This window comes from Nocardia sp. NPDC050712 (genome assembly GCF_040654295.1).
GTDB lineage: Bacteria > Actinomycetota > Actinomycetes > Mycobacteriales > Mycobacteriaceae > Nocardia.
On sequence record NZ_JBFAHT010000001.1, the window covers coordinates 1 to 25,476 of the forward strand.

27 protein-coding genes are annotated in these 25,476 nt (G+C 69.5%); 14 read left to right on the forward strand and 13 right to left on the reverse strand.

The window, feature by feature from the left end:
• Positions 1 to 261: 261 nt before the first annotated feature.
• The 4 genes from AB0H76_RS00005 to AB0H76_RS00020 are packed head-to-tail and all read right to left on the reverse strand — an operon-like array spanning position 262 to position 2,175.
• Positions 262 to 648 carry a metalloregulator ArsR/SmtB family transcription factor gene (locus AB0H76_RS00005; RefSeq protein ID WP_357315065.1) on the reverse strand — a complete coding sequence of 129 codons (387 nt, stop codon included), beginning with the start codon at positions 646 to 648 and terminating at the stop codon, positions 262 to 264.
• Entirely contained in the window at positions 648 to 1,304 is a 657-nt protein-coding gene (locus tag AB0H76_RS00010; protein ID WP_357315068.1) for an SRPBCC family protein, read from the reverse strand. Before AB0H76_RS00010 ends, AB0H76_RS00005 begins: the two co-directional genes overlap by 1 nt.
• A 50-nt stretch (positions 1,305 to 1,354) precedes the next feature.
• A complete protein-coding gene (locus AB0H76_RS00015; protein ID WP_357320223.1) occupies positions 1,355 to 1,588 on the reverse strand; it encodes a hypothetical protein in 234 nt (77 codons plus the stop codon).
• 26 nt (positions 1,589 to 1,614) lie between these two features.
• A complete protein-coding gene (locus tag AB0H76_RS00020) occupies positions 1,615 to 2,175 on the reverse strand; it encodes a sigma factor (RefSeq protein WP_357315071.1) in 561 nt (186 codons plus the stop codon).
• Between the two features lie 162 nt (positions 2,176 to 2,337).
• Here AB0H76_RS00020 and AB0H76_RS00025 point away from each other — a divergent pair, with 162 nt between their 5' ends.
• Positions 2,338 to 3,012 carry a DUF998 domain-containing protein gene (locus AB0H76_RS00025; RefSeq protein WP_357315074.1) on the forward strand — a complete coding sequence of 225 codons (675 nt, stop codon included), beginning with the start codon at positions 2,338 to 2,340 and terminating at the stop codon, positions 3,010 to 3,012.
• A complete protein-coding gene (locus AB0H76_RS00030) occupies positions 3,012 to 3,704 on the forward strand; it encodes a TetR/AcrR family transcriptional regulator C-terminal domain-containing protein (protein WP_357320226.1) in 693 nt (230 codons plus the stop codon). The genes AB0H76_RS00025 and AB0H76_RS00030 overlap by 1 nt, the downstream gene beginning before the upstream one ends.
• A gap of 6 nt (positions 3,705 to 3,710) precedes the next feature.
• Here AB0H76_RS00030 and AB0H76_RS00035 read toward each other — a convergent pair whose 3' ends face one another.
• Positions 3,711 to 4,451: a TetR/AcrR family transcriptional regulator C-terminal domain-containing protein gene (locus AB0H76_RS00035; RefSeq protein ID WP_357315077.1), complete on the reverse strand. Its 741-nt coding sequence runs from the start codon at positions 4,449 to 4,451 to the stop codon at positions 3,711 to 3,713.
• Positions 4,452 to 4,554: 103 nt separating this feature from the next.
• Complete coding sequence (locus tag AB0H76_RS00040) at positions 4,555 to 5,310, reverse strand: IclR family transcriptional regulator (RefSeq protein WP_357315079.1); 756 nt, start codon at positions 5,308 to 5,310, stop codon at positions 4,555 to 4,557.
• Positions 5,311 to 5,512: 202 nt separating this feature from the next.
• Between AB0H76_RS00040 and AB0H76_RS00045 the strand changes: the two genes are divergently transcribed.
• Genes AB0H76_RS00045 through AB0H76_RS00080 form a run of 8 tightly spaced genes read left to right on the forward strand, consistent with a single transcriptional unit; the run spans position 5,513 to position 13,129 of the window.
• Positions 5,513 to 6,550 (forward strand): NrtA/SsuA/CpmA family ABC transporter substrate-binding protein, encoded by a 1,038-nt coding sequence (locus tag AB0H76_RS00045; RefSeq protein WP_357315082.1) that lies wholly within the window; start codon positions 5,513 to 5,515, stop codon positions 6,548 to 6,550.
• Between the two features lies 1 nt (position 6,551).
• The gene (locus tag AB0H76_RS00050) at positions 6,552 to 7,391 is read left to right on the forward strand and encodes an ABC transporter permease (protein ID WP_357315084.1); all 840 of its coding nucleotides are present in this window, start codon (positions 6,552 to 6,554) and stop codon (positions 7,389 to 7,391) included.
• Entirely contained in the window at positions 7,388 to 8,128 is a 741-nt protein-coding gene (locus tag AB0H76_RS00055; protein ID WP_357315087.1) for an ATP-binding cassette domain-containing protein, read from the forward strand. The genes AB0H76_RS00050 and AB0H76_RS00055 overlap by 4 nt, the downstream gene beginning before the upstream one ends.
• A complete protein-coding gene (locus AB0H76_RS00060; RefSeq protein ID WP_357315089.1) occupies positions 8,125 to 9,150 on the forward strand; it encodes an ABC transporter substrate-binding protein in 1,026 nt (341 codons plus the stop codon). Before AB0H76_RS00055 ends, AB0H76_RS00060 begins: the two co-directional genes overlap by 4 nt.
• On the forward strand, positions 9,147 to 10,241 hold the full coding sequence (locus AB0H76_RS00065) for an LLM class flavin-dependent oxidoreductase (protein ID WP_357315092.1): 1,095 nt from the start codon (positions 9,147 to 9,149) through the stop codon (positions 10,239 to 10,241). Before AB0H76_RS00060 ends, AB0H76_RS00065 begins: the two co-directional genes overlap by 4 nt.
• Positions 10,238 to 11,407, forward strand: a complete 1,170-nt coding sequence (locus AB0H76_RS00070; RefSeq protein WP_357315095.1) for an LLM class flavin-dependent oxidoreductase — start codon at positions 10,238 to 10,240, stop codon at positions 11,405 to 11,407. The genes AB0H76_RS00065 and AB0H76_RS00070 overlap by 4 nt, the downstream gene beginning before the upstream one ends.
• A gap of 38 nt (positions 11,408 to 11,445) precedes the next feature.
• Positions 11,446 to 12,153 carry a class II aldolase/adducin family protein gene (locus AB0H76_RS00075; RefSeq protein WP_357315098.1) on the forward strand — a complete coding sequence of 236 codons (708 nt, stop codon included), beginning with the start codon at positions 11,446 to 11,448 and terminating at the stop codon, positions 12,151 to 12,153.
• A gap of 28 nt (positions 12,154 to 12,181) precedes the next feature.
• Positions 12,182 to 13,129, forward strand: a complete 948-nt coding sequence (locus tag AB0H76_RS00080) for an ABC transporter substrate-binding protein (protein ID WP_357315101.1) — start codon at positions 12,182 to 12,184, stop codon at positions 13,127 to 13,129.
• Positions 13,130 to 13,170: 41 nt separating this feature from the next.
• On the opposite strand, the gene AB0H76_RS00085 is transcribed toward AB0H76_RS00080, so the two are convergent.
• From AB0H76_RS00085 to AB0H76_RS00095, 3 genes are read right to left on the reverse strand one after another with little or no spacing between them, the layout of a single operon-like run.
• Positions 13,171 to 14,094, reverse strand: coding sequence for a TauD/TfdA family dioxygenase (locus AB0H76_RS00085; protein ID WP_357315103.1), 924 nt, complete (start codon positions 14,092 to 14,094; stop codon positions 13,171 to 13,173).
• The gene (locus tag AB0H76_RS00090; protein WP_357315106.1) at positions 14,091 to 14,741 is read right to left on the reverse strand and encodes a TetR family transcriptional regulator; all 651 of its coding nucleotides are present in this window, start codon (positions 14,739 to 14,741) and stop codon (positions 14,091 to 14,093) included. Before AB0H76_RS00090 ends, AB0H76_RS00085 begins: the two co-directional genes overlap by 4 nt.
• Positions 14,742 to 14,797: 56 nt before the next feature.
• Positions 14,798 to 16,003, reverse strand: a complete 1,206-nt coding sequence (locus tag AB0H76_RS00095; protein WP_357315109.1) for a cation:proton antiporter — start codon at positions 16,001 to 16,003, stop codon at positions 14,798 to 14,800.
• A gap of 115 nt (positions 16,004 to 16,118) precedes the next feature.
• On the opposite strand from AB0H76_RS00095, the gene AB0H76_RS00100 reads away from it, so the two are divergent.
• The 3 genes from AB0H76_RS00100 to AB0H76_RS00110 all read left to right on the forward strand — a co-directional run bounded on the left by AB0H76_RS00100 (position 16,119) and on the right by AB0H76_RS00110 (position 19,675).
• Positions 16,119 to 17,216, forward strand: coding sequence for an agmatine deiminase family protein (locus AB0H76_RS00100; RefSeq protein ID WP_357315112.1), 1,098 nt, complete (start codon positions 16,119 to 16,121; stop codon positions 17,214 to 17,216).
• A 17-nt stretch (positions 17,217 to 17,233) separates the two neighbouring features.
• Positions 17,234 to 17,797: a TetR/AcrR family transcriptional regulator gene (locus AB0H76_RS00105; RefSeq protein WP_357315114.1), complete on the forward strand. Its 564-nt coding sequence runs from the start codon at positions 17,234 to 17,236 to the stop codon at positions 17,795 to 17,797.
• A gap of 111 nt (positions 17,798 to 17,908) precedes the next feature.
• Positions 17,909 to 19,675, forward strand: a complete 1,767-nt coding sequence (locus tag AB0H76_RS00110) for an oleate hydratase (RefSeq protein ID WP_357315117.1) — start codon at positions 17,909 to 17,911, stop codon at positions 19,673 to 19,675.
• Between the two features lie 3 nt (positions 19,676 to 19,678).
• Here AB0H76_RS00110 and AB0H76_RS00115 read toward each other — a convergent pair whose 3' ends face one another.
• The 3 genes from AB0H76_RS00115 to msrA are packed head-to-tail and all read right to left on the reverse strand — an operon-like array spanning position 19,679 to position 23,607.
• On the reverse strand, positions 19,679 to 21,934 hold the full coding sequence (locus tag AB0H76_RS00115) for a M28 family peptidase (RefSeq protein WP_357315119.1): 2,256 nt from the start codon (positions 21,932 to 21,934) through the stop codon (positions 19,679 to 19,681).
• 39 nt (positions 21,935 to 21,973) lie between these two features.
• Positions 21,974 to 23,038, reverse strand: a complete 1,065-nt coding sequence (locus AB0H76_RS00120; protein WP_357315123.1) for an esterase-like activity of phytase family protein — start codon at positions 23,036 to 23,038, stop codon at positions 21,974 to 21,976.
• Between the two features lie 56 nt (positions 23,039 to 23,094).
• Positions 23,095 to 23,607, reverse strand: a complete 513-nt coding sequence (msrA, locus tag AB0H76_RS00125; RefSeq protein ID WP_357315126.1) for a peptide-methionine (S)-S-oxide reductase MsrA — start codon at positions 23,605 to 23,607, stop codon at positions 23,095 to 23,097.
• A gap of 255 nt (positions 23,608 to 23,862) precedes the next feature.
• Between msrA and AB0H76_RS00130 the strand changes: the two genes are divergently transcribed.
• Positions 23,863 to 24,084 (forward strand): hypothetical protein, encoded by a 222-nt coding sequence (locus tag AB0H76_RS00130; protein ID WP_357315129.1) that lies wholly within the window; start codon positions 23,863 to 23,865, stop codon positions 24,082 to 24,084.
• Here the strand turns inward: AB0H76_RS00130 and AB0H76_RS00135 are convergent.
• Positions 24,068 to 25,426 (reverse strand): serine hydrolase domain-containing protein, encoded by a 1,359-nt coding sequence (locus tag AB0H76_RS00135; protein ID WP_357315131.1) that lies wholly within the window; start codon positions 25,424 to 25,426, stop codon positions 24,068 to 24,070. The genes AB0H76_RS00130 and AB0H76_RS00135 overlap by 17 nt on opposite strands.
• Between the last annotated feature and the right edge of the window lie 50 nt (positions 25,427 to 25,476).

A 25,476-nucleotide genomic window follows, 5' to 3' on the forward strand; every position in this document is an offset into this window, starting at 1 on the left:
TCGAAACCGGCGAGCAGCACGATCGGCGCGCGCTCGAGGCTGTCGTAGTCGACGGTCACGCCCTGCCCGGCAACGCGGGCGGCCAGGAAGTCCGCCCGGCGGGGCTTCGCCCCCCGGACCCCCCTCTTTTGAACCGAGTCACTTCGGCTGTTGTTGTTGGGGTCTGCGGATCGTGGGGTCGTTTTTCGAGGGAATGGAATTGGCCTGGGCAGTGGGGGTCTGCGTGATTTGTGGCGGGTTGCTTGATGAAAAGCGGTTTGGTTAGGCGAGTTCGGCTTCGTTGTAGGGGGTGGTCGGGTTTTTGGGGCGGGTGCGTTTTCCTCGGGCTATCTCGGTGGCGAGGGCGTCGAGGGGGTTGGCCAAATGGTGTAAGGGGTCGGTGAGGGTGGTCAGCCAGGATTGGGCGAGGGCTAGGCCGGTGGGGTCGAGGGTGTAGAGGCGGCGGGTGCCTTCTGGGCGGACCTGGAGGAGGTTTGCTTCTCGCAGGACTTTGAGGTGCTGGGAGACCGCGGGTTGGGAGATGGGCGTGTGGGTGCGGAGGGCGGAGACGATGGCGCCGGCGGGGTGTTCGCCGGTGGCGACTAGTTCGAGGATGTGGCGGCGGATGGGGTCGCCGAGGGCTTCGAAAATGGTGGCGGGGGTGGGCATCAGGGTTCGGGGGTGTCTTCGGGCTCGGTGGTGTAGAAGGTGAAGGTTTGGTCGGCGGCGGTGCGGGCGGCGGTAGGGTCGTCGCCGTCGGTGATGGCGGCTTCGCCCCAGCCGGTGGCGGCGGTGCGGAGGAATTCGCGGCCCTCGGGGGTGGTGTGCAAGGTGAGGGTCAGGGTGGGGTCGAGAGGTTCGTCGGTCGACAGGTGCATGCCCAGGCCGAGGAAGGAGAGGTCCCAGCCAAGGCCGACTGCGCCGGGGCCGTACTGCGTCCAGAAATCGGGGTCCACCGGGGCCTCGTGGATGAGTTCGAGTTCAGTGCCGTCGGCGGTGGGGGTCAGGGTGATCGACAGCCAGGACACCTGCGGGCCCATTTCCCAGGTGACGGCGAAATGTTTTGGCGCGTCACAGGTTTCGACGACGCCGTTGGCGTTGCCTTCGAGCTGGTAGTGGCCGCCGACCTCGAGGGAGCCGGTGACGGGCAGGAACCAGCGGGGGATGCGCTCGATATCGGTCAGCGCGTCCCACAGGTCGGCCTGGTCGGTGGGGTAGACGCGGCGGGCCACGGCGATGCGGGTGGGCGTGCCGGCGCGGGCGCCGGTCCGCACCTCGCGGGTGACGAGTCCGGCGAGGGCGGTGGGATCGGAAAGCAAGGACATGACGGCCTCCTAATATAAGTTGCTACTTATATTAGCGGACGCCGCGCCGGTTAGGGGCTGGGCTGGGGCAGATCGACCTGGCAGTCGTCGACCTTCGGATTCATCCCGAGGTAGTTCAGCGGGCCGGCGACGATGGTGACGGCGATGGTGCCGGTGCTCGCGCAATTGGCCGGGGCGCTGTCGAAATAGTCGCGTTGCGCGGCGGCGACCAGGCCGATGAGCAGCCAGGCCAGGACCAGGACCGCGATCACGCCGCCGAGCCGGGAGCGGCCGCCCCGGCGCATCCGCCGATTGTCGTTCGCATAGGTTCTCATCGTCGTATCTCCTTCTTGCCCGAGCCGGTGCCGGCTCGTGGACTGGTGCGATAGGCGTTGCGGGCGACCAGCGCCAGCACGACATCGGCCGGATCGGCACCGAGTTCGCCCGCGATCTGCGCGGCGGTGGGCATGCGGCCCAGGCGCCGATACAGCACGGCGACGGCCGGGCCGATCGACTGCTGGACGCGGTCCAGCCGCCGCGGCGGCCGCACCGCCCAGTGCAGCTCGCGGAACGAGCGGCGAACCACATCGGTGATCGTGGGTATCGCGCAGCGCAGGAACGGGGCGCCGCGGCGGGGGTCGTAGCGATCGAGGGCCTGCACCAGCCCCGAGCGGGCGGTGTACAGCACGGCCTGCGCGGGCGCCGTGTGGCCGGTGAACTTGCGGGCGATGTGCTCGGCCAGTGGCAGGTAGCACGTGATCAGTTCCTCCCGCAGCACAATTCGGCGCGGATCGTCGCGGCGCAACCCGGTGAGTTCGGCGAACAACGACTCGACGTCGGTGTAGCGGTCCCGGCCCGGCCGGGAAAGGCTTGATGTCGACTGAATGCTCATCGGGGTGCCTCGGATTCGGCGAAGATCGACGGCGATTTCGGCCGGCGGTCACAGCGCGCGGCCGGGGATTCCCTCAGTAGACACCGGTCGCACAGTGATGTCAACGGTGTAGGTCTACACTATGAACATAGCTGGGATCCATTGCGGCAAGGGGGCTTTCCCGTGTTCAGCCCCCGTAGTCCGGGCGGCCCCGTCCGGCACACCCTGGCGGGGCTGGTATGGGCCCTCACCTTCGCCTATCTCCTCGCCGAACTCGTCACCGCCACGGCATGGACGACCGGCTACAGCTTCCGGCGCGACACCATCAGCGATCTCGGGGTCACGGTCTGCGGCCCGCACGAGTGCTCGCCCCTGCACCTGGTCATGAACGCCACCTTTGTGGCGCTCGGGCTGGTAACCATCGTGGGGGCCATCGGTTTTCGCGACTACCTGCCGCACGGGCCCCGGCAGTGGACGATCGTCGCCCTCGCGGTCGTCATCGGCCTGAGCACCGCCGCGACCGGCGTCTTCCCCTCCAACGACGGGATCGTCGTGCACTTCCTGGCGGTGCTGCCGGCCTTCGTCTCCCGGCATATCGTGCTGATCCTGCTCACGGTCTGGCTGTGGCGGCAACGCCGGCTCGTCGCGGTGTGGTCGGCGTTGTGCGCGGCGACCGGAATCACCGGCACCGTGCTGCTGGCCGTCGGTGGGATACAGATCGGTATCACCGAGCGACTCGCCTTCTACCCGCTGCCGGCCTGGATGGCCGTGGTCGGCGCCGCGATCGCGGCCGCGCCGCTGCGGAACGCGTTGCGGCAGCGCCGGGTCAACGTCGTAGCCCTACACTCGCCACCGTGATGGCTGAAACCCCGAGAGCCCGTGCGAATGCCAAGTCCGGCCCGGTCACTCGCGACACGGTGCTCGCGGCCGCGCTGGCGATCGTCGACCGGGACGGCGTCGACGGGCTGTCGATGCGGCGGCTGGCCGAGGCGGTGCGGCGCGATCCGATGGTGGTCTATCGGCACGTGCCGAACAAGGCCGCGGTTCTCGACGGGATCGCCGAGGTGGTGTTCGCCCAGCTGCGGGTGGACGCCACCGACCCGGACTGGATCGCCCAATTGCGCACGGTCGCCCGGGAATTCCGGCTGATGGCGCTGCGGCATCCGAAGGTGGTGCCGCTGTTGGTGACCCGGCCGCTGTCGACGCCGCTGGGGCAGCGCCCGGTAGCGGTGCTGCGGCCCCTGGAAGATGTGCTGGCGTTGCTGATCGGAGCCGGGTTCGCCGGGCCGGACGCGCTGCACGTCTATCGCGCGCTGTTCGGATTCCTCTACGGCCATGTTCTGAACGAACTCCAGGAGGTCGTGGAGCGGCCGGAGGAAACCGACGACGTGCTGCGGCTCGGCCTGCACCGCTTGCCGCTCGCGGACTTCCCGCTGCTGCGCGGTCTGGCCTCGGACCTGGCCTCCTACGACGGCGCCGCCGAACTCGAACGCGGCCTGGACATTCTGCTGGCCGGGTTGGCCGCCACCTTGCCGCATCGCGGCCGGTAGTCGCGCTCAACGGGGCTCGAATCCACCTTCGGATTCCCCAATCGACTCTGCCGCAACTTCTTCCGTGCGCCCCGCGCTGTCGCTCGATGGCATGGTCGTGGCCAGACCGGTGAGCAGGGTGTCGAGTCCGCGTTCGAGTTCGGCGACACCGTCGTAGGCCGCCAGATCGGCGGCGAGACCGCGCAGCAGCGGGAATTCGCCGATCGGCAAGCGGTACAGGCCCAGGCGCAGTAGATCGGTCGACTCCTCGGGACGTTCCACGATTTCCTGGAGCTCGGTGAGGACGTGGCCGTAGAGAAACCCGAACAGCGCGCGATAGATGTGCAGGGCGTCGGTATCGCTGAAATCGGCGCGGGTGAGCAGGGTCAGGATGTGCTCCAGCGGCCGCAGTGTCCCCAGCGGCCGCAGCCCCAGCGGGGTAGCCAGTGGGTGAGTCACCAACAGCGGCACCACATTCGGGTGATCCACGGCCAGCCGCCGGAAGTCGCGCGCGATGAGCCGCAACTGGTGGCGCCAATCGGGGTCGGTGGTGTCCACCGTCAGCTGTTCCAGCACCACCTCCGCGACGCCGTCGAGCACGGCCGCCTTGTTCGCGGCATGCCGATACAGCACCATCGGGTCGCGCCCGAGCGCTTGGCCGAGCCGTCGCATCGAGAGCTGGTCGACGCTGTCGCGGTCGATGATCTCGAGTGCGGCCGCCAGAATCGCGGCGCGGGTGAGCGGGCTGTTCCGGGCGGCCCCAGCCATAGCGGTCCCTACCTGGTTTCCTGCGCGGTATCGCGCTGGAACTCCAGTACACGCTCCCGGCGGAGCCGTGTCAACGATGTAGGTCTACAAGTCTCGAGCGCCGCTACTGGTCGGCCTCCGCCGCGAAGCGGGCGGCGATCTCGGTGGCGCTCACCCGGGCGAGCTCGACCAGGAAGGGGACGCGCTCGGGGATCATCAGGGTGGTGGGTCCGCGCAGGCCGAGGGCGAAACGGCACCGGCCGGCGGGGTCGAGGATGGGGACGCCGATGGTGCGGAAGCCGGGGTCGAGTTCCTCGTCGTTGTAGGCGTAGCCGCGTTCGCGGGTGACGGCGAGTTCGCGGCGCAGTTCCTCGGGACCGGACACCGAGCGGTCGGTGCCCTCGTCGTAGGGGAGCGCGTCCAACTCCTCGGGGGTGGCCTCGGAGAAGGCGAGCAGGGCTTTGCCGAGTGCGCTGGCGTGCAACGGAAGCCGGACACCCTGGAGCCGATGGCCGTCGGATTCGCGCCAGCGGCTGGTGCCGAGCAGAACGGCGTGGATGCTGTGCCGCACGGCGATCGAGGCGTTCGCGCCGGTGGTGTTGGCGAGCTGTTCCAGGCAGGGTTCGGCCAGGTAGATCCGGTGCTGGCGATAGGCGATCTGCCCGTATTCGACCAGCGCGCCGCCCATGCGGTAGCGGCTGGATTCCTCGTTCTTCTCCAGGAAGCCGGCGGTCACGAGCGCGTTGAGCAGGCGGTGCGTGGTGCTCACGGCCAGGCCCTGCTGGCGGGCGATCTCCGAGACGCCGCGCTCGTCGCCGGCCCGGAAGCATTCCAGGACCGACAGGGCACGGGCGACGGTCTGCACACCGGAGGCTTCCACGGCAGCGACGGTAACACAGCCGATTCGCCGTGCACCGCCGATCTTTCCACTATCCGGAAAGGTACGTAGCGGTTGGAAGCCATTGCTGTCAAGCCTTCCGATCCTTGGAAAGCATTACCTCGCCGCGGCACCGGCGAATCCCTACTGTCCCAAGTCATCGACCGCCATCGCGTTCGATTCTCGACTCGGAAGAGGTGCCCCCATGTTCCGCACGCGCCGGCCACACCGTTGGCGTCTCGCGCTCGCGCTAGCCCCCATCGTCGCTGTCGTCGCGGCGTGTGGGTCCGGATCCGCCACCGACGCGGCGAATTCCGAGCTGGTGCTCAAGGTGGTCGACCCGGGCAACTCCGGCCCGATCGCCGTCGGCAAGCGCGACGGCACCTTCGACAAGGCACTCGCCCCGCTGGGCGCGCGCATCGAATGGGTGACCACCACACCGGGCTTCAGCTCGATGCTGAAGCTGTTCAACACCGAGGAACTCGACGTCTCGGGCGCGGCCTTCAGCCCCGTGGTGGGCGCGCTGTCCAAGGACGTGGGCGTGCGCATCGTGGCCGTCCAGGATCCGGCCGGCAAGGATCAGAGCGGCCTCATCGCCCACCCGAACTCCGGCGTGCGCACGGTCGCGGACCTGGTGGGCAAGCGGGTCGCGGTGAATCCGGCGGGCAAGGGCGAGTACATCCTGCTCAAGGCGCTCGCCCAGGCGGGAGTCCCGGCGGACAAGGTGACCCGGGTCCCGTTGCAGCAGAAGGAGGCCGCCTCGGCCTTCGCCACCGGCAAGGTCGACGCCTGGGCCTCGTTCCTGGTGCCGTACCAGGAGGCCAAGGCCAACGGTGGCATCGAGCTCGCCACCGAGCAGAGCCTCGGTTCCAAGGACAACTCGGTGGTGGTGTTCCGCACCGAGATCCTCGACAAGCGACCGGATGTCGCGGCCAAGTACCTCGAGGTGCTGCAGGGCCTGACCGCGCAGCAGCGGGCGAACCCGGCCGGCTTCGAGAACGTCTTCGAGCAGACCGGTCCGCGCGCCCTGAGCGGTCAGCGTCTGGCCGACGCCGTGCGGGTCGGCGCGGAGGCGACCCAGCCGCGCCTGCCCAAGGATTCGGACGCCACCGATCTCTCCGATGTGGTGAACCTGTTCGCCGACAACGGCGTCATCGCCCGCAAGATCACCGCCGCGGACATCTTCTACGACCTGAAGTCCAAGCTGAGCCCGGACCAGCTGACCGCGCTGAAGGAGCGCTGACATGGCTGTCCTCGTCGCCGCGCCGCTGCCGGACACCGCGCTGGCCGCACCCCGCGCCCGGGTCGAGAAGTCCAGGCCCGCCTGGCTTTCGGTGCCGCTGCGCTTCCTGCTGCCGACGCTGATCATCGCGGCCTGGTGGATCGGCTCGGCGACGGGGGCACTGGAACCTCAGGTGCTGGCCGGGCCGGGCAAGGTGTGGACGGCGTTCACCGAACTGCTCGGTACCGGGCAGCTGGTGGATTTCGCGCTGGCCTCCTTCACCCGCGCCGCCCTCGGGGTGGCGCTTGGCGTCGGCCTCGGGCTGCTGCTCGGGCTGGTGGCCGGATTGTCCAGCCTCGGTGAGGAACTCGTGGATTCGACCATGCAGATCGTGCGGGCGGTGCCGTTCCTGGCGCTGGTGCCGCTGTTCATCGCGTGGTTCGGTATCGACGAGCTGTACAAGGTACTGCTGATCGCGGTGGCCACGATCGCGCCGATGTACGCCTACACCTACCTGGGTGTGCGCAACGTCGACCGCAAGGTGGTCGAGGCCGCCCGCGGGTTCGGGCTGACCGGGGTGCGCCTGGTGCTCGAGGTGATCCTGCCGTCCGCGCTGCCCGGCGTGCTGATGGCCCTGCGGGTGTGCCTGTCGATCAGCATCACCGGCCTGATCGCCGCCGAGCAGGTGGGCACCACCGAGGGCGTCGGCTACCTGGTGACCCTGGCCCAGGAATACAACCGCACCGACTACATGGTGCTGTGCGTGGTGCTCTACGCGCTGCTCGGCCTGATCTTCGACGGGCTGGTGCGGATCGCGGAGAAGTACGCCATGCCGTGGCGGCGGCAGGTGGCCATCCGATGACCACCGTCGAGAGCCCGGTCGCCGTCTCGATCGGCGGGCTGCGAAAAGCCTTCGGGGACAAGGTCGTGCTGGATGGCATCGACCTGACCATCCGGCGCGGTGAGTTCGTGGTGCTGCTCGGGCCCAGCGGCACCGGCAAGACGACGCTGCTGCGCCTGCTCACCGGCCTGGAGCTGCCCGACGCCGGGCAGGTGCTGGTGCCGGCGGCCCGCACCACCGTCTACCAGGAACCCCGGCTGATCCCGTCCAAGCGGGTCCTGGCCAATGTCATTGTCGGCCAGCGCCGTTCCCGCGAGACGCGGGCGGCCGGCGTGCGCGCGCTGGCCGAGGTGCACCTGGACGGGAAGGCCCGGCAGTGGCCGGCCACCCTGTCCGGCGGTGAAGCCCAGCGCGCCGCCCTGGCCCGCGCGCTCGTCCGGGAACCCGAATTACTGCTGCTCGACGAGCCATTCGCCGCGCTGGACGCGCTGACCCGGTTGCAGATGCAGGACCTGGTCGCCGATCTGGTGGCGCGGCACCGGCCCGCGGTGCTCATGGTGACCCACGACGTGGACGAGGCGGTCCGGCTGGCCGACCGCGTGCTGGTCCTGGACCGCGGGCGCTTCGCCATCGACACCGAGATCGACCTTCCGCACCCGCGCGATCGCACCGATCCGGCGGCGCTGCGCTATCAGGCGGCCTTCCTCGCCCAGCTGGGCGTCGGCCGCACCACCGAAAACCTCAGGAGCACTTCATGACCGACACCCTCTGGTACACGCGCTGCCCCGTCCCCACCGCCAGCGGCCTGGCGCACAGCCTCGGCTGGCTGGACGAGACCGCCGCCGGCAGCGGCCTGAAGTTCGGGGTGCTGCAGGACGCCGGGCCGGAACTGGCGGGCTTCCACTTCTCGCACCAGCTGTCCGGGCTGGTCCGCGAGGGCGGCAATGTGCCCGCGCTGGCGGCGCGCGCGCAGGGTTCGCCGACCCGGCTGATCGGCCTGACCTGGATCGACGAGGCGCAGGCGATCCTGGTCGGCCCGCAGTCGCAGGTGGCCTCGGCCGCGGATCTGGCGGGCCTGCGGATCGGCGTTCCGGCCTGGGCGCAGGATCAGGCGCGCAGTTTCCCGCGCGCCATGGCGCTGCACGGGTTCGCGAACGCGCTGCGGCCGGGTGGGCTGACCCTCGCCGACGTGCGCGTGGTCGAGGTCGGCGTGGAGCGGGATCCGCAGGTGCGCACCGAGATTCAGGAACGCCGGCGCAGCGTCACCTGGGGCGTCGAGGAACTGCTCGACGGCACGGTGGATGCCATCTACGTGAAGGGCGCGCGGGCGCAGGAGGTGGCGCGCGAGCACGGGCTGCGCGTCGCGGTCGATCTGGACGCCGGCGACAGCAAGCGTCTGCGGGTGAACAACGGCACCCCGCGGCCGATCACCGTGCATCAGGAACTGCTCGACACCCGGCCCGAAGTGGTGGTCGGATTCCTGGCGCAGAGCCTGCGCGCCGCGGACTGGGCGGCCGGTGATCTGGACGGCGTCCGCACGGTGTTGCAGCGCGAAACCCTCTCCGGCCCCGAAGGAGTCGTGGCCGCCTACGGCGCGGAGTTCCATCGTGGCCTGCACCCGTCGCTGTCGGAGGAGCGGATCGACCTGCTCGGTGTGCAGAAGCAGTTCCTCTACACCCACGGTTTCCTGGCCGCCGATTTCGATCTCGAATCCTGGGTCGCGCCCGAACCGCTGGCGCAGGCCCGCGCCCTCGTAGCGGCCGGGACGGTGGCCGCATGACCGAATACCTGTGGCGGCTGCCGAGTCATGGCGACGGCCGCCGGGCGAACCCGGACCTGCGGTTGCGCGGCGGCTTCGGTGGACCCGCGCCGGTGACCCCGGCCACCGATCTGCGACCGGAGCGCTTCGGGCCCTTCGACGACCTGCATCAGATCATCGACGCGGTCGAATTGACCGGCTTGGACGGCCTTCTCGTGCCCTACGATCCGCTGGGCGAGGAGTCCTGGATCGTGGCCGGCGGCGCGCTGCGGGCCACCCGGTACGCGCGGGTGGTCGTCGAATTCCACCCGGCCTTCGGCACTCCCGTGTACGCGGCCAAGGTTTCGGCCACCCTGCAACGACTTTCGGCGGGCCGGCTGGGCTGGCGGCTCGCGGTGGACACCGACGCCACCGACGAGCGGGCCCGCGGCGATCGGGTCGGCGGCGACGCGCGGTACGCGCGGGCCGCGGAGTTCCTGACCGTCGCCAAGGGCGTCTGGAACGAGACTCCCATCGCCGGAGCGGGTTTCAAAGGCACCGGCTTCGAGTACTCGGGCGACTTCTACGACGTGATCGACGGCGGATTCCGCGGCATTCTGTCGGGCCTGTCGTTCCCGGAGGTCCAGCTCACCGGGACTTCGGCCGCGGCCCTGGAGCTTTCGGCACAGCACGGCGACCTGCACGTGTTCACCGAGTCCCGGGACGGCTGCACCGCCGCGCTCGCCGACCTGCGCGGCCGGGCCGAGGCGCACGGCCGTCAGGTGCGCGCCGGGCTGGAGTTGCCGGTGATCGCGCGCGAGACCGAGGACGAGGCCTGGGCGCGCGTCGAAAGGCAGTGGCGCGAAATACATCCCGACGGTCCCGACGCGGCCACGCTGAGCCTGGGCGACGGCCGCTGGGCCGGCTTCGCCGAACTCGGCTACCCGCAGGACATCGGCCTGGTCGGCAGCTATGAGCAGGTCGCCCGCCAGCTCCAGGTGTACGCGGCGATCGGCATCGACAGCATCGTGCTGTCCGGTCATCCGCACATCGAAGAGGTGCATCGCGCCGGTGAGCACCTGCTGCATCTCGCCGATCCGGCCGGACGCGTTCTGAAGGAGGTCACCGCATGACCATCGACATCTATTGGCGCATCGGCATGGAAGGCGACCACGCGTCGCTGCGCACCCCGCGCCGCTACAACCGCGGGCATGCCGGGGGCTACGGGCCGGGCAATATCGCCCCCGCCATCCGGGACGGCGAACTCGACGGTTACGGCTATATCGACCACGTCGCCGCGGTGGCCCGCGCCTCGGAGTCGGCCGGATTCCTGGGCGGGCTGCTGCCGTCCTTCCCGGTCACCGAGGACCCGTGGGCGGTCGCGGCGGCCCTGGCCCGCGAAACCACCACCTACCGGTTCATGGTCGCCTTCCAGCCCGGCTTCCTGCACCCGGTGCAGGCCGCCCGGATGTCGGCCAGTCTGCAACGCGCCACCGGCGGCCGCCTGGTCTACAACATCATCAGCGGTGGCGGCGGCCCGGCCCAATTGTGGTGGGGCGACAAGGTTTCCCACGACGATCGCTATGCCCGCACCAGCGAGTTCCTGGATGTGCTGCGCGGCGTATGGGACGGCGAGCCGTACACCCACGACGGGCGCTTCTTCCGCACCGACCAGGCCGCGCTGCCGCCGGGCCTGGCCGGGCAGCCGTTCCCGGAGGTCTACTTCTCCGGTTCCTCGGGTGCCGCGGTGCAGGCCGCCGGCCGCCACGCCGACTACTACCTGTCCTGGCTGGAGCCGTTCGCGGACCTGCGCGCCAAGATCGACGGTGTCCGCGCGCACGCCGAGAAAGTCGGTCGCACACCGAAGTTCGCGGTCCGCATCGATATCGTCGCCCGGCACACCGAGGAGGCCGCCTGGGCCGAAATCGAGAAGGGCTGGGCCTTCGTCGACCGCGACGCCGCCAATCGTGCCGCGCAGGGCGATTCGGTGGGCGCGGCGCGCATTCAAGGCTGGGTGCCCGAAACCATCACCGGGTACCGGGATCTGGAGGTGCAGCCCAATGTGTGGTGCGGCTTCAGCCTGATCCGCGGTGGACCCGCCTTCGGCCTGGTCGGCAGCTACGAGCAGGTCGCCGAACGGCTGGACCAGCTGACCGAACTGGGCGTCGACGCCTTCATCCTCGCGGGCAACCCGCATTTGGAGGAGGCCTACCGCGTGGGCGAAGAGGTGCTGCCGCTGCTCGGCCGCTCCCGCCTGACGACGCCCGAACCCGTCTCCGCGCTGACCCTCGTGCGCTGAGCCGGCCTTCCCCTTCCGTACTCGACCGTGGAGCAGACATGACCACCACCGAAATCCGGCTCTCGGCGGCCGTGACCGATTTCCTCGCCACCGCGACCCGCGACGCCGAGAAGGTGTTCCGGGTGCTGCGTGAGAGCGGCACCGTGACCGGCAACGGCACCGTCAACTTCGTCGAGCGCGTGCCCGGCGAGGACCTGGCCATCGCGCTGAACGAGCCCGGCCCCTGGGCCGACGACCGCACCGTGCGCCCGGTGCTGGCGACCTTCGACGGAGAAGTGCTGTCCGGCACCGGATCCGCGGGCTTCGTCACCGGCTACGCGAAGGTGTTCCGGGCGCATCCGGAGATCACCTCCGTGGTGCACGTGCATTCGCCGTGGCTGGGCGGGTGGGCGCAGACCCACCGCACCTTCCCCATCCGCTACGCGGCCGTGCAGCGCCTCACGCTGTCCCGGGAGATTCCGCCGCACATCGATCGCAGCATCGGTGCGGGCGAATTCATCCTGCGGCAGCTGGCCGCCGACCCGGATCTCATCGCCATCTTCGAGGCCAACGGCGGCGCGAACGTGCTCGGTCGCGGCGGGCTGCTGGAACTGGGCAAGCTCGTCGTCCTGCTGGAGGAGGGCGCGCAGTACCAGGCCATCGCCGAAACCCTGGGCGGGTCCGCCGAATTCGACCCGTCCAACCTGGCGGTGCAGTGGGGCCGGACCGGCCTCGCCGACGAGGCCCGGCGCCGCGGCCTGATCTGACCCACCCACACGTTAGAAGGAACTCTCCATGCCCATTCGTATCGGCTACTTCCCGCACAACAACTCGCTGTTCGTGCTGCGGCACCGCGGCATCGTGGAACGCACCCTCCCGGACGTGGAGTGGGTGGACCTGCGCGCGCTGCCCGAGTCGCCCCGCGTCGACGTGAAAACCGCGCTGCCGTCCCTGCATTCGGATTGGCTGTTCACCGAGGGCGGCTACGACGTCATCGGCACCGGCTTCACCCCGCCCGTCACCGCGCTGGCCAACGACCGCGATGTGGTCTACCTCGGCATCTCCGGACCGCGCATCGAGAACGGCCGCCTGGTCGCCGAGGCCGGCAGCGGAATCGAATCGGTGGCCGATCTGAAGGGCAAGCGGGTCGGCATCGCGCACGGCTCCTGGCAGACCACCCTGCTGCTGTTCGCGCTGGACAAGGCGGGTCTGGGCTGGGCCGACATCGAGCCGGTCGACACCGACGTGAATGGCGGAACCGCGCTGCTGAACGGCGATCTCGACGCCTGGGTGGGCGCCTACCCGGGTCTGGCCGCCATCGAGGCCGCCGCCGAACTGCGCACCCTGGTCGACACCGAATCGGTGTTCAGCCATCCGTCGCTGTGGTTCACCCGCCGCGAGTTCGCCGAGAACAATCGCGCGGCCCTGGAGGCGATCATCGCCGCGCTCCAGGAATCCGACGCCTGGATCACCGAGAACCCGCGTGCCGCGGCGCAGTACTTCGTCGACGATATCGTCGCGCGCGGCGGCACGGCCGACCTCGACGCGTGGGAAGCCGCCCTGCGGGGACGGCCCTTCGGGGTGAACCCGGTCTCCGAGGCCTTCCTGGACGAGCAGCAGCACGCCGCCGATCTGCTGGCGGCCAACGGCCTGATCCCCAAGAGTGTCCCGGTGCGCGCGGCGGTACTGCCGTGGATCAGTGAGTACGTCGCCGCTACCCAGCCGGCTTCCGTCGCGGGTTGAGGGGTTGCCCGGCATCCGAAATCGGATGCCGGGCAACGCGGTCAGCGGACGGGGCGGTCGCCGAGGATGGCGGCGCGCTCCATCACCCGGCGCTGCGGGAAGTAGTCGTTGACGGCGTAGTGCTGGGTGGCGCGGTTGTCCCAGAACGCGATCGAGCCTGCCGCCCAGTGGAATCGGACCTGGTACTCCGGAATACGGGCCTGCTGGAACAGTTCCCGCAGCAGCTGCTCGCCCTCGTCCGGGTCCAGGCCGGCGATATGGGTGGTGAAGACGGCGTTGACGAACAGCGTCTTGCGGCCGGTGCGCGGGTGCGCGCGCACCACCGGGTGCGCCACCGGCGGGAATTCGGCTTGGCGGCGGGCGAGTTCGTCCGCGCTGAGAAAGCGGCCGAAGGGCAGGGTGAAGTCGTGCACCGCGTCCAGGTTCTCGATGCGGGCCTGGAGGTCGGCGGGCAGGTTGTCGTAGGCAGCCGCCATATCGGCGAACAGGGTGTCGCCGCCGGCGGCGGGCACCTCGAGGGCACGCAGCACCGAGCCGAGCGCGGGCCGCTCACGCCAGGTGACATCGGTGTGCCAGGCGTTCTCGACGCCCGGGTTCTCCGCGTCCTTGGCGAAGCGGACGATCTCGGGCACCTCGCCCTGCGGCAGGAAGGGATGCACCTCGAGCTCGCCCCACAGGCGCGCGAAGTCGCGATGCTGTGTGCCGCTGAGGTTCTGGTCGCGGAAGAACAGCACCTTCCACTCCAGCAGCGCGCGGTCGAGTTCGGCGAACAGTTCCGGGCCCACGGGCTCGCGCAGGTCGATACCCGAGATCTCGGCGCCGATCAGATTCGTCTGCGGGGTCAGGGTGAAGAGCTCGTAGGGGGCGCTGTCCGCGCCGCCGGGTAGCCGGTGCAGAGTGCGGGGGCCGGCGGACAGGGCGCGGCCGGTCAGCGTGTCGCCGAGGGCGGCGTAGGCGGCGGTCATAGTGATCCTTGTTTCGTTGGGGGACTGGGGATTCGGGGTGGCCAGGGGGCGTGCAGGATGGCGGTCGCGGCGTCGACCAGGACGTCGAGGCCGAGGTCGGCGAGATGACCGGGCGGGTCGGGTTCCTGCAGGCGGCGTTCCCGGTCGGCCAGCGCGGTGATGACGAGCATCGCGACCAGGCGCATGCGTTCGTCGAAGATCTCCCGGGCCAGGCCGTCGAGCGCGCGCGCCAGGGCGGCGACGACGAGCCGGACGCTCTCGGCCTCGGGGCGTCGCATGGTGTTGATGACGGGGTCGAACTGTGGGCGCCACAGGGTTTCGGCGATGAAGCGCAGATACCAGCTCGGTTCGCCCGCGCGTTCGTGCAGGGTCGCGGCCAAGGGCTCGACCAGGGCACGCACCAGGTCGGTGACCTCGGGGTCCGAGCCGAGCGCGGTCAGCCGCGCCAGGCGCTGCGCGTTGACCGTGGTCATCCGCCACACGTAGACCGCCTCGACCAGCGCTTCCTTGCTGCCGTAGTGATAGGCGACCGCCGAGGTATTGCGCTGCCCCGCGGCGACGGCGATCTGCCGCAGCGACACCGAGTCGATGCCGAACTCGGCGAACAGCCGTTCCGCCGCGGCCAGGATCTGTGCTTTCGCCGCCATGTTCCGAAGTTAACGCGGATGCGTTAAGAAGCGGACGGATTCGTTCACCGGGATCTTTATTCGGCGGCGGCCCTTCGACGTTGGTATACGCGCGCGACAACGGGGGAGCCGAGGCCGTGCAGCAGGACGCTGCCGGCGACGGTGAGGACCATGGCGGTCAGCGCGAGGTCGGCGCCGTCGTCCTGGAGTTTGTTGAAGGCGAGCAGGGCGAACACGATCGAGGTGGTGCCCCGAGGGCCGAGGCAGCCGATGAGCAGGGTCTCGATCCAGGTCAGGCGGGAACCGATCAGCGACAGGGCGATCGGCACGATTCGCAGGACGGTCAGCACGGCGGCACAGAACAGCCACAGCCGCCAGTCGCCGATCTCACCCAGGATGTAGACGGCGACGGCGCCGAAGGCGAACCACATCACGATGGTGAGCAGGAAGCCGACGTCGTCGATGAGTTCGAGTTCGCGGTGGTGCTCGCCGGGTCGGCGCAGGCGGTGGATCGCGAGGCCGCAGAGGAAGGCGGCGACGAAACCGTTGCCGCCGACGCTGGTCGCGAGCGCGTAGGTCAGCAGCGGGGCGGCCACCAGGATCATGCGCTTGGCCTGTGCGTTGGTCAGCCCGGTGCGATCGGCGTTGTCGAGCAGCCAAGCGAGCGCCGCGCCGACCAGCACGCCGACGCCGAAGGCTTTGAGCGCGGCCGGGATCGCGGTCGCCAGGGCCTGCCCCGGCGTCTGGTGCTGGGTCAGATCCCCGGCGAGGATCAGGGCGAAAATGAAGACGGGGGAGATGATGCCGTCGTTGTAGCCACTCTCCACATTGAGTATGTCGCGGACCCGGGTCGGCAGGCGGCGGTCGCGCAGGATGGCGGTGGCGGGCGCGAAATCGATCGGCACGACCACGCAGGCGATGACGAGCAATACCGCCCAGCCGTGGCCTGGCAGCACCCACAGGCCGAGCCCGACGGCGGCGGCCAGACTCAGCGGCAGAGCGATCAGCAGGACGCGCAGCGCCTGCTTCGGATTGCGGCCGAGAAGTCCGCCCCGCACCTCGGTGGCATCGACGAAAAGCAGGATCGCCAGCACGATTTCGGCGGTGTGCAGCGCCACCTCGGTATTCAGGGTGGCGTCGATGCTGTTGCTGGTGGTCGCGCCGACCAGCGCACCGGCGGCCACGATCACCACCGCGGGGCTGACCCGCCAGGTGTCGAGCTTGGCGGCCAGCAGGCCCCAGATGACGATCGTTGCGGTGATAGCTAGGACCGAAGCAACCATCTCGCTATCTTTTCACCCCGGGCGAGTTCGGCGTGCGAGATGACACCCGTCACGCGCAGTTGACTGAAATTTCAGTCAGGATTAGCTTGGTGGTTGCCGAAACGAGGAGGACAGCATGCGGCGGCGCACATTCGTCCAGACATCGATGGCTGCGATCAGCAGTTTTCTACTGACAGGCTGCGGTGACGAGGCCGCGGACGACGACGGGAGACAGTGGATGATGCCCGAGGAGGGGGACCCGCACGCGCGGACCTGGATGGCGTTCGGCGCGAGCGATCGCATCTGGGGCGCGGATCTGGTGCCGGAGGTGCGACGGAATCTGGCCGCCATCGCCACCGCGATCGCGCGGTTCGAGCCGGTGTCCATGCTGGTGCGGCCCGAGGAGCTGGAACTGGCCCGCGGCCTGATGGGCGGTGCGAATATCGACCTGGTGCCCGCGGCGATCGACGATCTGTGGATGCGCGACACCGGCCCGGTGTTCGTCCGCGGCGCGAACGGCCGGGCGGGCGTCGACTTCAACTTCAACGGCTGGGGCGACAAACAGGACCATCGCCGCGACGCGAAGGTCGCGCGGCTCGTCACCGAGCGCGCCGGGGTCGAACGCCTGAGCACCGACCTCGTGCTCGAGGGCGGCGGCATCGAGGTGGACGGCGCGGGCACCGCGATCATCACCGAGAGCTGCGTGCTCAACAACAACCGCAATCCGGGCTGGAAGAAGCCCGATGTCGAGGCCGAGCTGGCCTATCTGCTCGGGATCGAGAAGGTGATCTGGCTGCCCGGCATCGCCGGGGCCGACATCACCGACGGGCACACCGACTTCTACGCGCGGTTCACCAGCCCCGGCGTGGTCGTCGCGGGACTGGACAACGACCCGGAGTCGTTCGACTACGCCGTCACCCGGCGCCACCTCGACATCCTGCAGCAGGCCACCGACGTGCACGGGCGCCCGCTGCGCGTGGAGATCCTCGAGGGGCCGTCCACCGTGCGCGAGACCTTCGCCGACGACGATTTCGCCGCCGGATACATCAACTTCTACGTCTGCAACGGCGCGGTGATCGCCCCCGAGTTCGGCGACCCCGTCACCGATCCGGCCACCCGCGCCACCCTGGCCCGGCTGTTCCCCGACCGGGAGATCGTGCAGCTGAACATCGACGGCATCGCGGCCGGTGGTGGCGGCATCCACTGCACCACCCAGCAGGAACCGGCCGCCTGACCCTACTGTGAGGAATCGTGTCAGAGCGTCGAACCCAGATCCTCGAAGCCGCCGTCGGCGTGATCGCCCAGGACGGCGTCCGCGGCCTGCGCGTGGAGAAACTCGCCGCGGCGGCGGGCGTCTCCACGGCGCTCATCTACTACCACTTCAAGGACCGCGCGGGCATCCTGTCCGCCGCGCTCGAGCACATCAACCACCGGGCGCTGAGCTACACCGAGCCGCCCGGCGCCGGCCCGCGCGAGCGCGTCGAGGCCATGCTGCTGCTCGAATTGCAGGGCGCCGAGCACGTCCGTGAGACCAGCGTCGCCTGGGGCGAGCTGCGCGCGAGCGCCGTCTTCAACCCTGATCTCCGTGCCCCGCTCCGGGCCACCACCGAAGCCTGGAACTCCGACATCGCCGAGCTGATCCGCGCGGCGCGGGCCGCGGGCGCCTGCGCCGCCGGCGTGGACGCCGCGAGCAGCGCCGAACGGCTCACCACCCTGGTCGAAGGCCTGAGCGAACGCTGGCACAGCGGATCGCTCACCCTCGACCGGGCCCGTGAACTCCTCACCGAGGCAATAGCTCTCGAACTCGACCGCTGACGCCGCCGAATTCCGCTTGCAGCTACCTATTGGCTATTTCATGTTTGTATAGCAAGGTGGGTGGGGAGCTCGGCGTGGCCAGTACTTCGACTGTTTCAAAAGAGGAGTCCTATGTACTACAGCAGCGGCAATTACGAGGCGTTCGCGCGACCGCGCAAACCCGAGGGCGTCGAGGACAAAACGGCGTGGTTCGTCGGGGCGGGGCTGGCCTCGATGTCGGGCGCGGCCTTTCTCATCCGGGACGGCCGGATGCCGGGTAACAAGATCACCCTGTTCGAAGAGCTGAAGCTGCCGGGCGGCGCGCTCGACGGCATCAAGGAGCCGAAGAAGGGTTTCGTGATCCGGGGCGGGCGCGAAATGGAGAACCATTTCGAATGCCTGTGGGACCTGTTCCGCTCGATTCCCTCGATGGAGCTCGAGGACGCGAGCGTGCTGGACGAGTTCTACTGGCTGAACAAGGACGACCCGAATTCCTCGCTCCAGCGCGCCACCGTGCGGCGCGGCGAGGACGCGCACACCGACGGCAAATTCACCCTCAGTGATCGCGCCCAGAAGGATGTCGTCAAGGTCTTCCTCGCCACCCGCGAGGAGATGGAGAACAAGCGCATCGACGAGGTGTTCTCGAAGGACTTCCTGGAGAGCAACTTCTGGATGTACTGGCGCACCATGTTCGCCTTCGAGGAATGGCACAGCGCGCTGGAGATGAAGCTCTATCTGCACCGCTTCATCCACCACATCGGCGGCCTGCCGGACTTCTCGGCGCTCAAATTCACCAAGTACAACCAGTACGAATCGCTGGTGCTGCCGCTGTACCGCTGGCTGCTGGACCAGGGCGTGACCTTCCGGTTCGACACCACGGTGACCGATGTCGACTTCGACCTCACCGCCGATCGCAAGCAAGCCACCCGGCTGCACTGGGTCTCCGAGGGTGACGTGGGCGGCATCGATCTGGGCCCGGACGACCTGCTGTTCATGACCATCGGCTCGCTGACCGAGAATTCCGACGAGGGCGATCACCACACCCCGGCGAAACTCGACGAGGGCCCCGCGCCGGCCTGGGACCTGTGGCGCAAGATCTCGGCCAAGGACCCGGCGTTCGGCCGCCCGGAGGTATTCGCGGGCGATATCTCCAAGACCAAATGGGAGTCGGCGACCGTCACCACGCTCGACGAGCGAATTCCGCGCTATATCCAGAAGATCTGTAAGCGCGATCCTTTCAGCGGCAAGGTCGTCACCGGCGGCATCGTCACCGTGCGGGACTCGTCCTGGCTGATGAGCTGGACGGTGAATCGGCAGCCGCATTTCAAGCAGCAGCCCAAGGATCAGATCGTGGTGTGGGTCTACTCGCTGTTCGTCGATGTCCCCGGCGACTACGTGAAGAAGACGATGCAGGAGTGCGCCGGCGAGGAGATCACCCAGGAATGGCTGTATCACCTCGGGGTGCCGGAGGCCGAGATTCCGGAGATGGCCGCGAGCGCCGCCAAGACGGTGCCGTGCATGATGCCCTATGTCACCGCGTTCTTCATGCCCCGCCAGGCCGGTGACCGGCCGGACGTGGTGCCCGAGAATTCGGTGAATTTCGCCTTCATCGGCCAGTTCTCCGAGACCAGCCGCGATTGCATCTTCACCACCGAGTATTCGGTGCGCACCGGGATGGAGGCGGCCTATCGGCTGCTCGATCTCGAACGCGGCGTGCCCGAGGTCTTCAATTCGACCTACGACATCCGCAAACTGCTGGCGGCGACGAGCCGCCTGCGCGACGGCAAGGAACTGCGGCTGCCCGGACCGTCACTCGTGCGCAAGAAGCTCACGGCGAAGCTGGACTCCACCGAGATCGGCGAGATGCTCAAGGAGTACGAGCTGCTGCCGGACGAATAGCGGTTACAGGCCGGCGATCCGGGTGAAGACGGCGCTCGCGCTGTCCTGGCGCAGGTAGACGTCGGCGGGCTGATCGCGGTAGTGCTCGATACCGGAGACCGGCAGGTAGTTGTAGTCGACCACGGTTAGGTCGAGTGGACCGGCCGGCGCGATCAGCTCCACCTCCAGCCCTTCGGGCGGCGGCGCGTAGAACTGGATGCCCTTGTGCGGTACGGGATTCAGTTCACGCCCCGCCACCCGCAAGGCCTGCGGTGCGACGGGGTAGCGCAGGGCGAGGCTGGGCGCGGCCCGCTGCGAGCGCAGCCGCAGGCGCAGTGTTCGTTTACCGGAATCGGTGGTGTCGGAGATGATTTCGGCGGTCGGCGCGGGCAGGGCCTGGGTGGGTGCGGGCGCACTGGCGACGGCATCGGCCCAGAGCGCGGCGAACGGCTGTCCCGGGGCGCTGTCCTCGACGAAGGCATCGGTCCAGCGGTCGGCCGGTGATCGCGAAATCCACTGCGCCTGATCCCGATCAGCGTCCAGCGCGTAGACGAGCTGGGATGTCATGGGGTGCCGCTCGTCGAGGGGATCGAGGGCCAGGCCGGTCGCGGTGAGCGCGGCGGCGAGCAGCAGCGCGGTCGCGGGGACGGCCCAGCCGTGCCGCGCGGGCCAGGTGTGGGTGAGCGTCAGGGTGAGCAGACCGCCGAGCAGGACGATGGTCGGGGTGGCGAGGAACGGTGCGGCGACCAGGCCGGTTTGCAGGGGCGCCCAGACGCCGAGACCGAGGAAGACGGCCGCGGGCAGCAGGAACACGGTCAGGACGGGCAGCCGCCACCGGTGTGGCGTGACGAAGGTGGCCGCGACACCTAAGGCCGCGGCGACTGTCGGAACGACGACCACCTGCGCGGCGGCCGGCGCGGCGAAGGCGAACAGCGCCGCGACCAGGCTCGAGCAGCACAGCAGTCCGGCCGCGGTCGCGGTGGGACCCAGCCAGCGGCGGGACAGCGCGAACCAGGTGGCGAGCACGGCGACCGAGAGCACGATGACGGCCGCGTAGTAGAACTCCGGCCGGTACGGATCGACGAACAGCGGCTGGTACTCGGGCCGCGCGGCCTTCGCCGCCGCCCAGAGCCCGTACACCGCGGCCATGGCGGCCGGGACGGCCACCAACAGCAGTGCCGCGGAACCGAATACCCGCTTGACGCTGGTCTCGCCCGCCTGCCGGACGCGCCAGATCACCCAGCCGGTGCTACCCGCGCCGAGCACCGCCAGCACGACGATCACCCAGATCGGCAGCACCAGCAGGATTCCGAACGGCAGCGGGAAGTAGGCGGGATCGTCCGCGGCGGACGATCCCGCGAGATCCCGGTCGCCGAGCTCGCGGGTCAGTGCGAGGGTGTTCGCGCCCATCTGCTGGAGCGTCGCCCGGTCGACGTGGGCTGGATCGTCGAAAGGGTTGTGGTAGTACGCACTTCGCCCGGCGTAGGCGAAATCCAGCACGCGCGGCCCGGCCGATTCGAAGGCGGCGAAATCGGTATTGCTGGAGGTCTGTTCGCCGGCCAGCGCGGTGGACAGCGAGTCGGCGTTCGGGCGCGGGGCGGCCCCGGCGAGCGTGCGGACCAGGTCGCCGTCGGGCCGGGTGGACCGCCACATGAACACCGGGCCACCGGCGCCGCGCGCCTCGTGATTGATGATCACGCTGCCGCGCAGATCCGGGTGCGCGGTGACGAACGCCTCAGCGCCGAGCAGGCCGGGTTCCTCGGCATCGGTGAGCAGCGCGACCACGTCGTTGCGCAGGGTGGCGCCGCCGGCCCGCAGCGCGCGCAGGGTTTCCAGGACCGTGGCCACGCCGACGCCGTCGTCGTTCGCGCCCGGACTGGAGGCGACGGAATCGTAGTGCGCCGCAAGGTAGATGGTGCCGGTCGAAGCGGTGCCGGGCAGTCGGGCGACGATATTGTCGGCCCGGCCCATCCCGAAGACATCGCGCGCCAGCGCGCCCGGATATCGCCCGATGCCCGTCTGAATCTCGGTTTGCAGGCCCAGTTCTCGCAGCCGGCCGGCGAGATCGTCACGCACCCGGTCGTGTTCGGCCGTGCCGACCGGGTGCGGCCGCTGAGCGATGGCCTGCACCACCTGGAAGGCCCGGCCCGCGCTGAAGACGTCCGCGGCGGCCGATTCGGGGAGATGGCCGTGCGGTTGTTGCTCCCAGGCGGTGGCGGCGGCCACCGCGAGCAGGAACACGAACGCCAGGAAACCGGAAAGCCGCTGTCCTATCCGCACTCTCCCAGCGTAGCCCGCCGCACCGGCGGGCGGCCGGGCTCAGCGCAGGGCCAGCGCGACGAACTGGGTGCTCTGCTTATCGCTGAAGTTGTCGTCGCTGACCAGCAGCAGGGTGCGCTCGCCGGAGGGCAGGCGCGGACCCCAGGTCAGGCCCTCGATGTTGTCGACGGTGCGCAGACCGAGCTCGTTCAGGTCGGCGAGCAGGCGTTTGGCGACGGGACGCGCGCCGGCCAACGGCTGGTCAAGGACATTGGTGGCAGCGCCGAGATCGGCCTCGAAGATCCGGACCCGGTTGCCCGCGCCCTCGACGAAACCGCGTTCCACCACCAGGTATTTCGCCGGATCGAGCGGGTCGGCGGCGAGGATCGAGGTGACGCCGTTGCTGCCGGGGCCCGCGGTGAACACCGGCTCCACCGGATAGGCGTACTGGGCCAGCAACTGACCGGTGCGCGCCTGCACGGTGATCCGGGTCAGGGCGCCGGTCGTGGCGGTGGGCATCGGCCCGTCCGGCAGCAGCGGCGACTCCAGCGCGGTGACGAACAGCGTCCCGCCCGCGGCGAAGGTGGCGGCTTCCAGCGCGCCGTTGCGCTGCGGGCCGGAGTCCGGCCGCATCCGCTCGTTGTCCGGGAGCGGCAACTCGGCCGCGTGCGACCCGTCGGGCCGCGCCACCCGGACCGAGGGATCGAGCAGGCCCTCCGGCGCGCGCTCGCCCTCCTGGGTCCAGAAATAGTCGCCGGTCCAGGGGTCGACCCGGATTTCCTCCGGGTCGACCGTGTTCTGCGGATAGGTCGCACCGGCGCCGTCCCGCAGCGGCCGGGTGCCGGTGAACTCGATCGGGCCGATCCCGTTGCTGTCCACGGTGATCCGCGCGGTGTAGAAGCGCGCGGGCTGCAAGGCCGAACGGTCGTCGCTGATCAGCACGTACTCACCGAGCCGCGGCAAGGCGTCGAGGCCGGAGAGCCCGCCCACCGTGCTGCCCTGGAACTCGAAACCGAACGGGACGACCCGCTCGCCGAGCAGCCGGACCGGGGCGGGCGCGGCGGTGGCGGACGGCGCGAGCACCGCGGTCAGCGCGCACGCGAGAAACAGCAGACGAGTTCGCATGCGCGCCAAACTAACCGGGCTATCGGGCCGGAACGTGAACGCCGGGCAAAACCCCGCTACCGCGCGTCGGCCCGCTTCGGCAGCTTCCAGCCCGGGCGCGGGTAGTGGCAGGTGTAGCCGTTGGGGAACTTCTCCAGGTAGTCCTGGTGCTCCGGTTCGGCCTCCCAGAACGCGCTCGCCGGGGTCACCTCGGTGACGACCTTGCCGGGCCACAGGCCCGAGGCGTCGACGTCGGCGATGGTGTCCTCGGCCACCCGCTTCTGCTCGTCGTCGAGGTAGAAGATGGCGGAGCGGTAGCTGCTGCCCAGGTCGTTGCCCTGGCGGTCCCGGGTGGTCGGGTCGTGGATCTGGAACAGGAACTCCAGCAGCGCCCGGTAGTCGGTCTGTGCCGGGTCGTAGCTGATTTCCACGGCTTCGGCATGACCGGGATGGTTGCGGTAGGTGGCGTGCTCGTTCTGCCCGCCGGTGTAGCCGACCCGTGTCGACAACACTCCGGGCTGCTTGCGGATCAGGTCCTGCATGCCCCAGAAGCAGCCGCCGGCCAGGATCGCTTTGCGCGTGTCGGTCACGCTTCCTCCTCGGTGAAGTGAGTCCGGTACTCCCTATACAACCAGCGGCGGTGCCCCGATAGTTCCGAGACCGGTAGCTTGCCCTTGGTGAGCATTGGTTACGACGCCATCGTCGGTGCGATACACGCCCGGCACGGTCCGCCGCCGGCTGCTGATTGACGATTCCGGCCCGGCCGGTGACCATGAACCATGGGCAACGGCAGGGTGTACGTTCGGCGAACCGCCGGAGTCGGTCGAGCCCGGGTGGTTTGAGCGGTGCGTGACGAATCCGATGTGGCACAGGCCCAGGTCTTCTACGAGCTGCTGAGCGCCGAGGCCGCCACTCTCACCGCGGCGCTCTCGGCCCGGCTGAACCGGCGCGGGCTGCCCCGGGCGAGCACCGAATCGCAGCTGTTGCGGCGGGAACTGCGCGAGGTGCAACGCTGTCTCGACCAGCTGCGCGCGCGGTATCCGGAGGTGCTCAGGCCGTCCGGCTGAACAGCCGGCCCGCCAGATCGACGCCCGTCACCGCGCCCCGCTCGTCGCGGCTGAAGTAGCCGCGGTGCCCGCTGAACGCGCCACTGGTGATCACGTACTCGTCGCCGTCACCGGGGAGCAGGCCGAACTCGAACGGCGCGTGATCGGCCGGTAGTTCCTCCTCGGCGGCGGCCCGGAGCTCCGGCTTGATCAGCACCTCCAGGCTCAGCACCGCGCCGTCGGACCGGATGTCGAAGGTCATGGCGTCGTTCTCGTAGTGCCCGGTCACCTCGGCCGCGCGGACCGCGTCGAACGGGATCGGTTCCGGGTCGCGGTCCAGCAGGCCCAGGTAGTGCTCCAGCGCCCAGCGCACGACGGCCTGGTTGGCGGGAATGCCGTCCGGGCCCGCGTTGGCCACCACGATCAGGGCGAAATCGCGGTCGGGGACGAGCAGCAGTTCGCCGAACTGGCCGATGCTGGAGCCGCCGTGCCCGACGGTCTGCACGCCGTCGATCTCGCGCAGGAACCAGCAGGTGCCGAAGGCGTCCCCGAGCGAGCTGCCGCGCAACGCGACCGTCGGGTCCTGCATCCGGCGTACCGTGCCCGCCGGCAGGATCGGCGCACCGTCACCGAGATGGAAACGGGCCCAGCGCAATTGATCCGACACAGAGGACGCGACGCCGCCACCCGGATTGTTGGCCCGGGTCGGCTTCCACGGGTGCGCGACGCTCAGCGTGCCGTCCGCGCCGATGTCGTGGCCGACGGCGAAGCGGCGGGTCATCGCCTCGCGCTCGGTGAAGACGGTGTTCGCCAGGCCGAGCGGCGCCAGGATGATCGAGGTCACGGCCTGCTCGTAGGTCTGGCCGGTGACCTTCTCGATGAGACGGCCCAGCACATTGAACCCGGCCTGGCTGTAGGAGGCGCGTTCGCCGGGCGCGCCGATCAGCGGTAGTTCGGCCAGCGTCGCCACGAAGTCGGCCAGCGCCCCATCGCCCTCGCCGGTGTCGTTGATGATGCTCCAGTCCAGGCCGGAGGTGTGATTGAGCAACTGCGCCAACGTGATTCGCGCGGCGGCGCGCTCTTCGGCGAGCACGAACTCGGGCAGGTAGCGCCGCACCGGCGCGTCCAGGTCGAGCACCCCGTCGGTGACCAGTCGCATGATCACGGTCGCGGTCAGCGGTTTGGTGATCGAGCCCAGCTGGAACAGCGTGTTCTCGTCCACCGGCAGCGGGTTCTCGACGCTGGTGACGCCGTGGCAGGCGAAGTGCTCGCGGCCGTTCGCCCAGACCCCGATCGCGAGCCCGGGGATCCCGAATTCGGTGGCGGTGGCCGCGGCGATCGCGCGCAATGCGGTGTCCGGCATGGTGTTCTCCTCGGTGTCCGGCGGGCCGTTCGCCCGCTGGACCTCAAGGT

Bases quoted from the DNA above. Each gene is read 5' to 3' on its own strand.
- AB0H76_RS00005 (WP_357315065.1), bottom strand. From the start codon at position 648: ATGCCCACCCCCGCCACCATTTTCGAAGCCCTCGGCGACCCCATCCGC.
- AB0H76_RS00010 (WP_357315068.1), bottom strand. From the start codon at position 1,304: ATGTCCTTGCTTTCCGATCCCACCGCCCTCGCCGGACTCGTCACCCGC.
- AB0H76_RS00015 (WP_357320223.1), bottom strand. From the start codon at position 1,588: ATGCGCCGGGGCGGCCGCTCCCGGCTCGGCGGCGTGATCGCGGTCCTG.
- AB0H76_RS00020 (WP_357315071.1), bottom strand. From the start codon at position 2,175: ATGAGCATTCAGTCGACATCAAGCCTTTCCCGGCCGGGCCGGGACCGC.
- AB0H76_RS00030 (WP_357320226.1), top strand. From the start codon at position 3,012: ATGGCTGAAACCCCGAGAGCCCGTGCGAATGCCAAGTCCGGCCCGGTC.
- AB0H76_RS00035 (WP_357315077.1), bottom strand. From the start codon at position 4,451: ATGGCTGGGGCCGCCCGGAACAGCCCGCTCACCCGCGCCGCGATTCTG.
- AB0H76_RS00045 (WP_357315082.1), top strand. From the start codon at position 5,513: ATGTTCCGCACGCGCCGGCCACACCGTTGGCGTCTCGCGCTCGCGCTA.
- AB0H76_RS00050 (WP_357315084.1), top strand. From the start codon at position 6,552: ATGGCTGTCCTCGTCGCCGCGCCGCTGCCGGACACCGCGCTGGCCGCA.
- AB0H76_RS00055 (WP_357315087.1), top strand. From the start codon at position 7,388: ATGACCACCGTCGAGAGCCCGGTCGCCGTCTCGATCGGCGGGCTGCGA.
- AB0H76_RS00060 (WP_357315089.1), top strand. From the start codon at position 8,125: ATGACCGACACCCTCTGGTACACGCGCTGCCCCGTCCCCACCGCCAGC.
- AB0H76_RS00065 (WP_357315092.1), top strand. From the start codon at position 9,147: ATGACCGAATACCTGTGGCGGCTGCCGAGTCATGGCGACGGCCGCCGG.
- AB0H76_RS00070 (WP_357315095.1), top strand. From the start codon at position 10,238: ATGACCATCGACATCTATTGGCGCATCGGCATGGAAGGCGACCACGCG.
- AB0H76_RS00075 (WP_357315098.1), top strand. From the start codon at position 11,446: ATGACCACCACCGAAATCCGGCTCTCGGCGGCCGTGACCGATTTCCTC.
- AB0H76_RS00080 (WP_357315101.1), top strand. From the start codon at position 12,182: ATGCCCATTCGTATCGGCTACTTCCCGCACAACAACTCGCTGTTCGTG.
- AB0H76_RS00085 (WP_357315103.1), bottom strand. From the start codon at position 14,094: ATGACCGCCGCCTACGCCGCCCTCGGCGACACGCTGACCGGCCGCGCC.
- AB0H76_RS00090 (WP_357315106.1), bottom strand. From the start codon at position 14,741: ATGGCGGCGAAAGCACAGATCCTGGCCGCGGCGGAACGGCTGTTCGCC.
- AB0H76_RS00095 (WP_357315109.1), bottom strand. From the start codon at position 16,003: ATGGTTGCTTCGGTCCTAGCTATCACCGCAACGATCGTCATCTGGGGC.
- AB0H76_RS00100 (WP_357315112.1), top strand. From the start codon at position 16,119: ATGCGGCGGCGCACATTCGTCCAGACATCGATGGCTGCGATCAGCAGT.
- AB0H76_RS00110 (WP_357315117.1), top strand. From the start codon at position 17,909: ATGTACTACAGCAGCGGCAATTACGAGGCGTTCGCGCGACCGCGCAAA.
- AB0H76_RS00120 (WP_357315123.1), bottom strand. From the start codon at position 23,038: ATGCGAACTCGTCTGCTGTTTCTCGCGTGCGCGCTGACCGCGGTGCTC.
- AB0H76_RS00135 (WP_357315131.1), bottom strand. From the start codon at position 25,426: ATGCCGGACACCGCATTGCGCGCGATCGCCGCGGCCACCGCCACCGAA.